Source organism: Corynebacterium sp. ACRQK, from assembly GCF_022345965.1.
Classification (GTDB): domain Bacteria; phylum Actinomycetota; class Actinomycetes; order Mycobacteriales; family Mycobacteriaceae; genus Corynebacterium.
The window spans coordinates 251,319-262,930 of the sequence record NZ_JAKRMU010000004.1 but is presented as its reverse complement, the minus strand read 5'-3'; the positions used below and the strand labels follow the sequence as shown (position 1 = coordinate 262,930).

Genomic DNA, 11,612 nt, shown 5'->3' with positions numbered 1-11,612 from the left:
GCCAGAGACGGTAACAGAAACTGCCCCACCCCTTTCTAAGCCTCCTGCGAAACCGGCACCCAAACCTCCCAAGGCTCCAGCACCCAAGCCGCCCGCGAATGATTCACCAGAAATCCGTATCCAACTCCCACCAGAGCTGAGGCCATACCTTTAAGGCACGCGGCCAGCTAGAAGGAGCCCCCCATGTCTATCCAACAGCACGACGTAAGTCAGAGCGCCTCTGCGGCTTCTCCTACGTCGTCTACTTCATCTACCGCCACGCCAGCAAAGAAGGACCATCGCGCTGCCGTGCAGGCGCACAAGCTGCGCATGGATATCGCGGGCAAAGCTATCCGGCATGGTGAAATTCAGCCGAGTGTGACACCGCGAACCGTCAAAATCCTCATGGGTTCCGCAATTATCGCAGCCATCATGCTTGTAGTCACGATCGGCGCCGCCACTGTCATTCAGATGCTTTAGCCAAAAGCGCACCTACGAAAAACAAAAAGGCACCCACCGAAGTGGATGCCTTTAAAAGTTCTAGCGCGCGGACCTAGCTGGTTAAGCAGCGGTCCCTGCTAGCGGTGTCGAGTGGTTTACTCGCCGCCGGCCAGCTTCTCGCGCAGAGCAGCCAGCTGCTCGTCGGAAGCCAGGGTGCCAGCGTCCTGAGCCGGTGCCTCGGAGGAAGCCGGTGCCGACTCGGTCTGAGTCTCGGAGGAGTAGCCACCCTCGCCGTTTGCAGCGGCCTCGGCAGCTGCGGCGCGGTTGCGCTCGATCTGAGCGGTGTGCAGGCGGTGGCGACGCTCGGACTCTGCGTAGCGCTCCTCCCATGCCTGACGCTGCTCGTCGTAGCCCTCGAGCCACTCGTTGGTCTCCGGGTCGAAGCCCTCCGGGAAGATGTAGTTGCCCTGCTCGTCGTAGGAGTCGGCCATGCCGTACTTGGACGGGTCGAACTCCTCGGTGTAGTCCTCATCAGCCTGCTTCAGGGACAGGGAGATGCGGCGACGCTCCAGGTCGATGTCGATGACCTTGACCATTGCGTCCTGGCCAACGCCAACAACCTGATCCGGAACCTCGACGTGGCGCTCGGCCAGCTCGGAGATGTGAACCAGGCCCTCGATGCCCTCCTCGACGCGGACGAATGCGCCGAACGGAACCAGCTTGGTGACCTTGCCCGGCACGATCTGGCCGATGGCGTGGGTGCGTGCGAATACGCGCCACGGGTCCTCCTGGGTTGCCTTCAGGGACAGGGACACGCGCTCGCGGTCCAGATCCACATCCAGAACCTCGACGGTGACCTCGTCGCCGACTGCGACAACCTCGGACGGGTGGTCGATGTGCTTCCAGGACAGCTGGGAGACGTGAACCAGGCCGTCGACACCGCCGAGATCGACGAATGCGCCGAAGTTGACGATGGAGGAGACAACGCCCTTGCGGACCTGGCCCTTCTGCAGCTGGTGCAGGAACTCGGAGCGGACCTCGGACTGGGTCTGCTCGAGCCATGCGCGGCGGGACAGCACAACGTTGTTGCGGTGCTTGTCCAGCTCGATGATCTTGGCCTCGATCTCCTGGCCGATGTAGGGCTGCAGGTCGCGGACGCGACGCATCTCCACCAGGGAGGCGGGCAGGAAGCCGCGCAGGCCGATGTCCAGGATCAGGCCGCCCTTGACGACCTCGATGACGGTACCGGTGACCGGCTCCTCGTTCTTCTTGAGCTCCTCGATCGTGCCCCAAGCGCGCTCGTACTGTGCACGCTTCTTGGACAGGATCAGGCGGCCTTCCTTGTCTTCCTTGGTGAGAACCAGAGCGTCGATCTCGTCGCCGACCTCAACAACCTCACCCGGGTCAACGTCGTGCTTGATCGACAGCTCGCGGGAAGGGATGACACCCTCCGTCTTGTATCCGATGTCCAGCAGGACCTCGTCGTGATCGACCTTGACGACGGTGCCCTCGACAATGTCACCATCGTTGAAGTACTTGATGGTGGAGTCGACGGCAGCGAGGAAATCCTCAGCGGAGCCAATGTCGTTAATGGCTACCTGAGGGACGTTGTTGGTGGGCATATGTTGAATGTCTTTCGAAACGAATAGAAATAGAAGATGGACAGTTACTCTAGTTCTGCAAACCCTGCTTTTTGACGCCACCACCAGCGTCAATTACCTGGCGGGTAGCCTCTAGGAGCTCCACGTGGGGGCGTCCTAAAGAATCAAAAAGAGAGCGCACAACGCGCATAACGCTACACGACCACAGTGAACAGCGCAAACATGGACTTTCGGCCGCGAGTTGAGCCGGGGTTGTCCAAGACGTGCAGTACGATTGGGCGCGATGAAGATACTGCAAATACTAGTAAATATGGTCCGCGGCGGGTTGATTGGCATGGCCGAGCTCGTCCCGGGAGTTTCCGGCGGCACGATCGCGTTGGTTACCGGCGTGTACGAGCGCGTGCTGCACCAGGCGAACCTTTTCCTGGATGCGACGAAGAAGCTGCCGAAGGATCGTAAGGCCGCGTTTGCCCAGTACAAGACGCTGGACTGGATGCTACTGCTCCCCATGTTGGTAGGCATGGCGGCCGTGGTGCTTTCGCTGGCTGGTGTGATGGAGAGCTTCGTAACGGACAAGCCGGTGCACTCGCGCGCGCTGTTCTTCGGCATGGTGTTGCTCTCCCTGGCCGTGCCGATTGGCATGACGGATAAGGAGGACGTACGCCGCAGGCTGCCGATGGCGATCCTCGGCTTGGTTGTGGCGGCAGTGGCCACGTTCTTCCTGACGGGAGTTACCAGCGCCCCGCAGTCCGACCCGAACCTGCTGTGGGTTTTCGTGGCTGCGGCGATTGCAGTGTGTGCGCTGGTGCTGCCGGGTGTTTCCGGCTCCTTCTTCCTGCTGGCCGTGGGCCTATACTCCGCGACGATGGCGGCGGTGGACGATAGGAACCTGGTCTACCTCGGCGTGTTCTTCCTGGGCGCGATCACCGGCATCGTGTGCTTTGTGCGCCTGCTGGAGTACCTGCTTAACAACCACCGCACCATCACTTTGTTCGTAATGACGGGTCTGATGCTGGGTTCCCTGCGTGCGCTATGGCCGTGGCAGGACGGGGACGCGAACTTGCAGGCGCCGGGCGAACACCTGGGCGCTGCGATCGGACTGTTCCTGCTGGGTGCGGTGATCGTCGTGGCGATGCTGGCGGCCGAGAGGGCCTCGAACGCGAAGACCACGCAGGCAGACGCCAGCTAACGCGGCTGGCGTGCGTGGCTAGTGCGCTGCCAGATCCCAGTTATCGCCCGTGCCGGCGGAGACATCCAGCGGTACGCGCAACTGGGCGGCGGCATCCATCTCGCGCTCCACTAGCTCGGTGACCTGCTCCAGCTCGCCGGGCGCGACTTCCACCACGAGTTCATCGTGGACCTGCAGCAACACACGGGAAGCCAGCTGCTGGCGGGTGATCTCCCGATCCACGCGCAGCATGGCCAGCTTGATGATGTCCGCGGCCGTGCCCTGGATGGGGGCATTCAGGGCGGCGCGCTCGGCATTCTCCCTGGCCACACGATTGGAGGAATTCAGCTCCGGCAGGTAGCGGCGGCGGCCGTAGAGAGTCTCCGTGTAGCCGGTTTCCTTGGCTACCTCCACCACGTGGTCGAGGTAGCGTTTCACACCTCCGAAACGCTCGAAGTAGTTATCCATGATTCTCTTCGCCTCCCCCGCGCTGATCTTCAGCTGCTGGGATAGGCCGAAGGCGGACAGGCCGTAGACCAGGCCATAGCTCAGCGCCTTCACCCGGCGGCGCAACTCCGGGGTGACCTCATCGACCGGAACGTCGAACACGCGCGAGCCAACGTAGTTGTGTAGGTCCTCGCCGCTGGCGTATGCCTCGATCAGACCCGCATCTTCCGAGAGGTGCGCCATCACGCGCATCTCGATCTGGGAGTAGTCGGCGGTCAGCAGAGTTTCGTAGCCCTCCCCGACTGTGAACGCGGCGCGGATCTTGCGGCCGGCGTCGGTGCGCACGGGGATGTTCTGCAGGTTCGGATCGGAGGAAGACAGGCGACCCGTCGCCGCGCCCTTCTGGTTGAAGGTGGTGTGGATACGCCCGTCGTCGCCCACGGCCTCGATCAGTCCGTCGATGGTGGACTTCATCTTCTGGTACTCGCGGTGAGCCATGAGGTGCCCCAGGAACGGGTGGTTGGACTGGGCGGCCAGTTTCTCCAGCTCCGCGGCGGCCGTGGAATACCCGGTCTTGGTCTTCTTCGTCTTCGGCAAGTCGAAGGTCTCGAAGAGGACCTTCTGCAGTTGCTTCGGGGAGGAAAGGTTCAGCTCCGGCTCCCCCGCCAGTTCGCGGGCGGCGGCGATCTCCTCGTTAAGGCGTGCGCCGTAGTCGTCGGAAAGCTCCTGCAGCGCCGCGCCGTCCACAGCAATGCCCGCATGTTCCATGGCCGCGAGGATCAGGGCCAGGGGGACTTCCAGGTCAAAGTATAGTTCGGCCTGGCCGGCAGCCTCGATCTCTGGAGTGAGGGCCTTCACCAGTTCGGCGACAGCCTGGGCGCGCTCGGGGCCGGTGGCGCCCTCCGACAGTTCGTGACCCACGTGGCGCTGCACCACGTCCGCCAGGGAGAGAGTGCGCACGTCGGGGCGCAGCAGGTACGCAGCCAAGGACGTGTCATGCTCTACCCCGTCAAGCTTTAAGCCTTGATTCTGCAGTGTGTGATACGTCTGCTTGGAGTCGTGGAGCCACTTCGTGGCCTGCGGGTTGGCCAGCCACTCCGCCAGCGCCTTCTCGTCCTTCGGGTCCACGTCGGCGAGGTCTTGAACGATGGCGACGTTGTCGCGGTCCAGCAGGGTCAGCTGCTCGCCATCCACGTCCACCACCGTGCCACGGGTGCGCTTTTTCAGCCACGCGCCCAGCTTCCCCGGCTTCAGCTCCTCCACCGTGACGGGGATAGCGGCACTATCGGCGAACTCCACGCCCATAATCTTGAATGCCCTATTGCGCAGGCCAGTGCCAAACTGCAGCTCCTCGAACATGCCGAGCGCCTCGTTGGGATCGATGTCGTGGGGACTGAGGGCGTCCAAATCATCAACAAGCTTAAGATCCCGCACCATTTCCGTAATGTCGCGCGCGAGCACCACATTGTCGATGTTTTCACGCAGGTTGGCGCCGACCTTCCCCCCGATGTCATCCATGTTGTCGATCACGCCCTGCAGGCTGCCGTACTTGGCGATCCACTTCTGCGCAGTCTTCGGGCCCACGCCGGGCACGCCGGGCATGTTGTCGGAGGTATCACCGCGCAGCGCCGCGAGGTCCGGGTACTGGGTGGGGGTCACACCGTACTTCTCTTCGACGGCCTGTGGGGTGAAACGATGCAGCTCAGAGACCCCCTTGAGCGTGTACAGCACCGTCACATCCTCGGAGACCAGCTGCAACGAATCGCGGTCGCCGGTGCAGATCAGCACGTCCATGCCGTCCTTGGCACCCTCGGTAGCTAGGGTCGCGATGATGTCGTCGGCCTCGTAAGACTCTTTATCTAGGGTCGTGACGCCCAACGCTTCGAGCGTGCGACGAATCAGCTCGATCTGACCCTTAAACTCCTCGGGCGTGCTCGGGCGCTGCGCCTTGTACTCCGGGAAGGATTCCTCGCGGAATGTGGGGCCGGACAGGTCAAACGCGGCGGCGACGTGGGTGGGCTGTTCCTTCTCCATGAGGGTGAGGAACATGCCAAGGAAGCCGTACACCGCGTTGGTGTGCTGGCCACCGACGGTGGAAAAATTGGCTGCGGGTAGGGCGTAGAAAGCGCGGAACGCCAACGAATGCCCATCGAGGAGAAGGAGTTTAGCCATGCGCTCAACTCTAACGGAGTGCGGTTTTGGTTCGCTGAAAGGCCGTGGCGTATTATGCTCCGGTAAGCACTTTTCGCCCCAGTAGCCCAATTGGCAGAGGCAACGGATTCAAAACCCGTCCAGTGTGAGTTCGAGTCTCACCTGGGGCACAATTTCACCCCCGCCCCCCGACCAGCGTAAATGCTGGTCAGGCGGGGGTTTGCTTAACATTGACCCGTTCAGTTGTTCGAGCGGATCAACGAAAACCTTCTACCACAGCGTTCCAGAACTACTCCAAGAGGTAATCCGCCTCTTCCCTACTGAGCTTTCCCAGTGCCTGTGCGATGGTCACGTCCTCGAAGATTGACGGTGGCGTCCACTTCACATCGTTCAAGTCTGGCTGCCTGTAGGGTGGCTTTTCCTTGCACATGCCTACCCTCTGGCGCGCAACCTCGGCCTTCACATCCTCCGCGGTCGCCTTACCCGCGAGATAGTCGTGCAAAACACTCATGGTGTCTTCCTTTCCGAGCAGCACTACAGCATTTCCCGTGATTATATTCCACGGACGCATGCAAGATTGGAAGCTTAGGCAACACACCCTGAATACGTGAGAAGATTGTTCGTTCGTTGAAATGTAGGCGTCAATAAGAAAAGAGCAGCACCCCCGACATGCCGCGACCATCACCAAACCCGTCGAGCTCGAAGGTTGTCCGTTAATATAAATCGCGAAGAAATCACGCAGCCCTTTCTTAAGGACTGCTAAGACATTTTCGTGACGCGAGGAGAACCATGACGGACGAGAACTTCGGTTCCAACGACCCGGCCAACAACGGCAACAACGGTGCACCGCAGCAGCCGCAGGGCCAGGACTGGAACCAGAACCCCTACGGCCAGCAGAACCCGGCACCGCAGCAGCAAGGCCAGAACGCATATGGCGCTCCGCAGCAGGGTGCACAGAACGGCTACGGCCAGAACAACTTCCAGAACCAGCAGGGCTTCAACGGCCAGAACCAGCAGAACGGCCAGGGCGGGCAGTTCGACATCAGCAAGTACCTGGACTTCTCCAACAAGTCCGTTCTGTGGCTGGTTTGTGCAGCCGCTGCGGCACTCGTCAGCTTCATCGGCAGCTTTATGCCGTGGGGCAAGGTCTCGGTTCCGTTCTATGGCACCGTCACGGTTTCCGGCACCGACGGTGACGGCATTCTCACCATGTTCCTGTCCCTGATCGTCATCGGCGGAATTGCAGCCTACCTGTTCGTAGAGCAGCTGGCCCAGAAGTGGTGGCGCGCCATTCCGGTGATCGCCATCGGCGCCATCCTGCTGCTGATCGCCATCATCGACTGGGCCAGCATCGGCTCTAAGGCCGGTGATTTTGACGAGGACGTTGTGAACGTAAGCGTCGGCGCAGGTCTGATCCTGATCCTGCTGGCTTCCATCGCCATCATCGCCTTTGGTGTACTCGCACTGCTGAACGACCGCAAGAACAACCCGCAAGCTCCGAAGCAGGTCTTCGCCCAGCAGGGTTACGGCCAGCAGCCGCAGAACAACTTTGACCAGAATAACTACGGTCAGAACAACTTCGGCCAGCAGCCGAACCAGGGCTGGCAGGGCAACGCCCCGCAGGCCCCTCAGAACCCCCAGAACCCGCAGTAGTCTAAAAGACTAAAACGGCACCACAGCTGCCCCTGTTCTTTAACGTTTAAAGAGCAGGGGCATTTGTTTTCTTCACGGGGGTAGCTGTTAGCAACATAGATAAAAAATGAACTAATGTTCACTGCATGTCCACTCCGCTTCCCGCAGAGGGAAAACGCCCTCACCGCAAGACCGGCCCGAAGCCAACCTTTGACCGCGAAGACGTCATCAACCAGGCTCTCGCAATCGGTCTAGATAAATTCACCATGTCAGAGGTGGCCAAAGGCCTGGGAGTGGCCACGTCCGCGCTGTACCGAATCTACAGCCGCGACACCCTTCTGACCGCCTGCATCGAGCACATCACCGAAGCCACAGCGCTTACCACTGAGGGCGATTGGAAGGAACTACTCCGGGACTACGCCTATTATCTAGCGCGGATGTGCGCTACCTACCCGGGGCTCGCACAGGCCTTACTGAGCTGCCCGAACAGCCTTTTCGCCTTCCGGGAAAGCATCACGAACCTTTTGGGAAGGCTTAATGACGCTGGCTTCAGCCGCGGACAGGCTCTGTTCGCCATCGACGTGATCACGAACTTCGTGTTCAGCTCCGGGCCTTTCAGGCACTCCTTTGAGCTCTTCGCAATGACAGATTCACTGCCTGCTGACCGGGAGGACGACGAGGAGATCACGCTGCGGATCCTCGACCAAAAGTTGGACTTCGTGTTCCAAGCACTTGAGACGGACCGTCCCTCCTACTAGCCACCCCCGGGCGCTACCCCGCTTGTCGCTATTGGGAACCGATCCCGCCAGGCATGCGACTAATGGAGCATGTCTCGCAGAATTATTCGCAGAGTCCACACGCTAGCTGGACTCTTCATCGCACCCCTCATCCTTGTAGCCGCTTTCTCCGGCTTCTTCTACGCACTCGCCCCCACCATCGAAACGTGGGTTTACAAATCTGAGCTGACTGCCACCTCAAGCAGCCCAGCACAACCGGTAGCCAAGCAGATCGAGGCCGCAAAGCGCATCCACCCCGACCTCGACGTCGCTAAGGTTCAGATCCCCGACGAGGAAGGCAAGACCACCCGAGTGCTCTTCGCCGATCCAACTCTGCCCTCGGAAAGCTACACTCGAGCAGTGTTCGTGGATCCGGGCGACCTGCACATCACCGGAGAGCTAACCCAGTACGGGAGCGCTTCTTCCCTACCGTTCCGCGCCTGGCTCTCCGAAGGCCACCGCAACCTGTGGCTCGGTGAACCCGGCCGCGTCTACTCCGAAACCGCCGCCACGTGGCTAGGCCCCATAGCCGCCACCGGCGTGGCCATGTGGTGGTTCATGCGCAAACAGAAGAATCAGCGCAAACCCAAGAAGAAGTCCCGCCGCCAGGCCATGCAGCGCCACACCCTCATCGGACTGGTGGCCGCACCAGGACTGATCTTCCTGTGCATCTCCGGACTAACTTGGTCCCACTTCGCAGGCGACAACATCGCAGCTGTCCGCGAAGAACTGAACTGGATGGCACCCGAACCGAACACGAGCATCAACGGCGAACAGTCTGCGCAAGACAGCAGCTCTGGTCATGCGGGCCATGGCGAGCACGCAGGTCACACAGGCCACACGGGCCACGGCGGTACTGCAGAGATCGACCTGGCACAGGCCGATACAGCCCTCCAAGTTGGCCGCAACGAGGGACTCACCGGCACGCTGCAGATGGCTCCCCCGAGCGCGCCCGGCCAGGCCTGGACGGTCAGCGAACCACGCCAGGCGTACAAGATGCACAACGATGCGATCACCGTAAACGGTGAAAACGGCGAAGTTATCGACCGCCTGCCGTTTAGCTCCTGGCCCATCGCAGCCCAGCTGACCAGCTGGATCATCCAGCTACACATGGGAACCCTATTCGGGCTGGTCAGCCAGATTGCACTGGCACTGCTCGCTCTGGGCATCGGCGCGCTCGTGGTGTACGGGTACATCATGTGGTGGCGCCGGCGCGGCGGCAAGACCAACGGCGCCCGTGTGGACCTCCAGGAATTCAGCTGGAAGCACTGGGTAGCGCTAGTGATCCTGTTCGGCGGATACAGCGTGATCGCTCCCCTATTCGCTGTTAGTGGCGCGATCCTGTTCGGCATCTCCCTGGCACTCGACTTCCTCGGCGGAAAAAAGACCGGCAGGCCCAACGCGGCGGCTGAGGGCACGCAAGACACCGGACTAGGCGGCGAAGAGAAGGTTCCCGTGACTGCCGAAAGCCATTAAAGAATATTCACATACTCCGATATAATCCACGGTATGAAACATAGCCACCCACGCTCTCTGGCCCGTACCGTGGCCAAGGGCACCCTTGCGATCCTGCTCTCAGCATCGCTGGCGGGGTGTGTGACCAACGAAGAACTCGGCAACCCGGAAGGCTGGGAGGAAATCCTCCCGGCGAAGAACCCGCAGATCGCCGCCCTCGTGCCCCCGGACGTCCAGGCCAAGGGAAAAATCACCGTCGGCACCAACCCGCCCTACGCGCCCAACGAGTTTAAAGACTCCGACGGAAACATCATCGGCTTCGAAATGGACCTCATCCGCGCCGCCGGCTCCATGATGGGTCTCGACGTCGAAGTCAACCAAATGGACTTCAACCTAATCCTGCCCGCCATCAGCGCCGGATCCGTCGACGTCGGAGCCAGCGCCTTCACCGACACCGAAGAGCGGCAGAAAAACTACGACTTCGTCGACTTCTACAACGCCGGGATCTCCTGGGCCACCCAGCCCGGCAACGAGGACAACATCGACCCCGACAACGCCTGCGGCCTGAAGGTCGCCGTGCAGAAGGGCACCTACTCCGACACGGACGAGGTGCAGGGACGCTCCGACGAATGCGAAGCCCAGGGCAAAGAGCCGATTGAAAAGCTGGTCTACGAAAAGGCCGACGCCGCTGCCACCGCCACCATTCTGAAAAAGGCGAACGCCTACAGCTCCGACTCGCCAGTGATCGACTTCGCCATCGCCCGCTCTGACGGCAAATTGGTGCGGGTTGGCGAACCTTTCGATACCGCCCCGTTCGGTATGGGCGTCAAAAAGAACAACCCGCTTGGAAAAGCCCTGGCCGCAACCATGCAGACCATGATGAACGACGGCACATACGAGGCCATCCTCAAACAATGGGAACTCGAAAACGGCGGGCTAGACGCAGTGACGTTCAACCTCAAGCCCTACCAACTGCCCCACACGCTCGAACCGAAAGAAGGCACCAAGTGAGCAACCAAAACGCCTCCTCCGCAACGCAGCGTAGGCGCCCCACCGAGAACAAAGCCATCCCGCTACGCCACCCCGGCCGCTGGATCGCAGCGGTAATCCTCGCGGCGCTCGTGGTGTGGTTCATCATCTCCGCAGCTCAAAACGAGGCCTATCACTGGGACACCTACTTCCAGTACCTGCTGGATACCCGCATCGTAAAGGCGGCGATGCACACCATCGCGCTGACGATCCTGGCGATGATCATCGGTGTGGTCATCGGCGCTATCGTCGCAATCCTGCGCATGTCGCCGAACCCCGTGCTGCAAGGTGTGGCGTGGTTGTTCCTATGGATCTTCCGCGGCACGCCCGTGTACGTGCAGCTGGTGTTCTGGGGCCTGCTGAGCTCCCTCTACCAGTCCGTGAGCGTGGGCTTCACCGAGATCAACCTCGAGCAAGCACTGCAGAATGCCTTCATCCTGGCCGTGCTGGGCCTCGGCCTGAACGAAGCCGCCTACATGGCAGAAATCGTCCGCGCCGGCATCCAGGCCGTGCCCGAAGGACAGTCCGAAGCCTCGAAAGCACTGGGCATGACCTGGGGGCAGAACATGCGCCGCACCGTAATGCCGCAGGCAATGCGCATCATCATCCCGCCGACAGGCAACGAGTTCATCTCGCTGCTGAAGACCACCTCGCTGGTAATTGCCGTTCCCTACACCGCCGAGCTCTACGGCCGCGCCACCGACATTTCGAACTCGCTATTCCAGCCAGTCCCGCTGCTGCTCGTCGCCGCCACCTGGTACCTGGTGATCACCAGCATTCTGATGATTGCGCAGTTCTACGTTGAGCGTTACTTCTCTCGCGGATCTTCGCGCCAACTCACGCAACGCCAACTCGCCGCCCTTGCTGACGCCGAAGGCGTGCCCCCGCGCAATATCACCGTCGGGCCGAACGAAAAGAAGGACTAGTAACCAC

The 11,612-nt window shown here is 61.0% G+C and carries 10 protein-coding genes and 1 tRNA gene; 8 read left to right on the top strand and 3 right to left on the bottom strand.

Annotated features, from left to right (window positions below; genetic code table 11):
* The first annotated feature begins 183 nt into the window (after positions 1–183).
* Positions 184–459 carry a hypothetical protein gene (locus MHX63_RS06610; protein ID WP_239387787.1) on the top strand — a complete coding sequence of 92 codons (276 nt, stop codon included), beginning with the start codon at positions 184–186 and terminating at the stop codon, positions 457–459.
* Positions 460–575: 116 nt separating this feature from the next.
* On the opposite strand, the gene rpsA is transcribed toward MHX63_RS06610, so the two are convergent.
* The gene (gene rpsA / locus MHX63_RS06605; protein WP_005295768.1) at positions 576–2,042 is read right to left on the bottom strand and encodes a 30S ribosomal protein S1; all 1,467 of its coding nucleotides are present in this window, start codon (positions 2,040–2,042) and stop codon (positions 576–578) included.
* Between the two features lie 262 nt (positions 2,043–2,304).
* On the opposite strand from rpsA, the gene MHX63_RS06600 reads away from it, so the two are divergent.
* Complete coding sequence (locus tag MHX63_RS06600) at positions 2,305–3,210, top strand: DUF368 domain-containing protein (RefSeq protein ID WP_239387786.1); 906 nt, start codon at positions 2,305–2,307, stop codon at positions 3,208–3,210.
* Positions 3,211–3,228: 18 nt separating this feature from the next.
* Here MHX63_RS06600 and polA read toward each other — a convergent pair whose 3' ends face one another.
* Positions 3,229–5,808: a DNA polymerase I gene (gene polA, locus MHX63_RS06595; protein WP_239387785.1), complete on the bottom strand. Its 2,580-nt coding sequence runs from the start codon at positions 5,806–5,808 to the stop codon at positions 3,229–3,231.
* A gap of 75 nt (positions 5,809–5,883) precedes the next feature.
* Between polA and MHX63_RS06590 the strand changes: the two genes are divergently transcribed.
* Positions 5,884–5,957 (top strand) — tRNA-Leu (locus tag MHX63_RS06590).
* A 119-nt stretch (positions 5,958–6,076) separates the two neighbouring features.
* Here the strand turns inward: MHX63_RS06590 and MHX63_RS06585 are convergent.
* Positions 6,077–6,298: a hypothetical protein gene (locus tag MHX63_RS06585; RefSeq protein WP_239387784.1), complete on the bottom strand. Its 222-nt coding sequence runs from the start codon at positions 6,296–6,298 to the stop codon at positions 6,077–6,079.
* A 278-nt stretch (positions 6,299–6,576) separates the two neighbouring features.
* On the opposite strand from MHX63_RS06585, the gene MHX63_RS06580 reads away from it, so the two are divergent.
* From MHX63_RS06580 to MHX63_RS06560, 5 genes are all read left to right on the top strand, one after another.
* The gene (locus tag MHX63_RS06580; RefSeq protein ID WP_239387783.1) at positions 6,577–7,440 is read left to right on the top strand and encodes an ECF transporter S component; all 864 of its coding nucleotides are present in this window, start codon (positions 6,577–6,579) and stop codon (positions 7,438–7,440) included.
* 125 nt (positions 7,441–7,565) lie between these two features.
* Complete coding sequence (locus MHX63_RS06575; RefSeq protein ID WP_239387782.1) at positions 7,566–8,177, top strand: TetR/AcrR family transcriptional regulator; 612 nt, start codon at positions 7,566–7,568, stop codon at positions 8,175–8,177.
* 69 nt (positions 8,178–8,246) lie between these two features.
* The gene (locus tag MHX63_RS06570) at positions 8,247–9,671 is read left to right on the top strand and encodes a PepSY domain-containing protein (protein ID WP_239387781.1); all 1,425 of its coding nucleotides are present in this window, start codon (positions 8,247–8,249) and stop codon (positions 9,669–9,671) included.
* 33 nt (positions 9,672–9,704) lie between these two features.
* Positions 9,705–10,661: an ABC transporter substrate-binding protein gene (locus MHX63_RS06565; protein WP_239387780.1), complete on the top strand. Its 957-nt coding sequence runs from the start codon at positions 9,705–9,707 to the stop codon at positions 10,659–10,661.
* Positions 10,658–11,605 (top strand): amino acid ABC transporter permease, encoded by a 948-nt coding sequence (locus MHX63_RS06560; protein WP_239387779.1) that lies wholly within the window; start codon positions 10,658–10,660, stop codon positions 11,603–11,605. Before MHX63_RS06565 ends, MHX63_RS06560 begins: the two co-directional genes overlap by 4 nt.
* The last annotated feature ends 7 nt before the right edge of the window (positions 11,606–11,612 follow it).